At 28.5% G+C, this 1,023-nt stretch carries 1 pseudogene; it reads right to left on the bottom strand.

Going from position 1 to position 1,023, the window contains the following annotated elements:
- Nucleotides 1–1,023: pseudogene (locus tag C6B38_RS10085) on the bottom strand (hypothetical protein); the annotation flags it as partial.

The raw sequence follows: 1,023 nt of genomic DNA, 5'->3' as shown, positions 1-1,023 counted from the left end.
TTAGGATTAAAGCTTCATGCAAAATAACGAGGCATTCCGTTATTATCAACTAAACCAATATCTTTTCAATATCCTTGTCCTGCTTTTCCGGTTTGTAATAATTGAAGTTCATAATTATTATATTTATCAAGTATTTTATTTTGTTCATACTTATCATTTTTAAATTTAACAATTTTTCATTCTTCACTTTTATCCCCGCGTCATACTACATAATATCATTTATTATCAACTTGATTAAAAGGTTGTTCGTCTGGTGTCATTTCTTTTAATCTGCTTTTGACATATTTGGCACTGCTTTCTATTTTGTAGGGCATTTCTCTAATTCTTTTGTCTAGTTGTGCTGTTTTTTGATCCATTTTTTCCATTTCTTTGGTTCATTTTTTATTGAATTCTTCCTTTTTTTCTTGGGCATATTCGCAAAAATTAATAAAATTGTTAGGGTCTTTGATTGATTGATAACGAATGGGAACGCGTGCGGTGTATTCTCAATTAAAGGATTTTATTTTTTCGCCTTTTAGGGGTAAATTAAAACTAAGAATAGGGAATTCATAAATTCCGTCTTTATGTCTTGTGTTTAAGTTATCTTGGGTTAATCTTCCTTTGTCTGTTCATACAAAATATTCGCTAGCACATTTATTTTGATAAATTGCTCGGTATTTAAAATCATTTACTTGATTAATGTTATCGATTATGGCTGTTGCTATTGTTTTTGAATTATCGTTTCAAGTAATGGCACTTTTAATATTTTTTCACGGTTTGTTTTCTTCTTCGTTGGTTTTTTCAAAATAGAATTTATTGTCAATTCCGCTTGGTTCAACTTCGTCAATTTTAGTGTTAATGGGGCATTGTTCTAATAATTCTGTTAATTTTTCAATTTGTTCGCTTTTGTTTTCTCCTAAACTTTCAATAAAATTTTTATTAATATATTGGTAGTTTTCATCTGGGTTGTCTATATCGGGGATTGGATATACTAATGGTGCTTTTGACATATCTATTTTAATTGTTAAAAATATTGTTGTTGTT

The sequence above is a fragment of the Spiroplasma sp. ChiS genome, assembly GCF_002968355.1.
Lineage (GTDB): Bacteria > Bacillota_I > Bacilli_A > Mycoplasmatales > Mycoplasmataceae > Spiroplasma > Spiroplasma citri.
The sequence above is the reverse complement of the archived record's forward strand: the minus strand, read 5'-3'. Positions and strand labels throughout refer to the sequence as shown.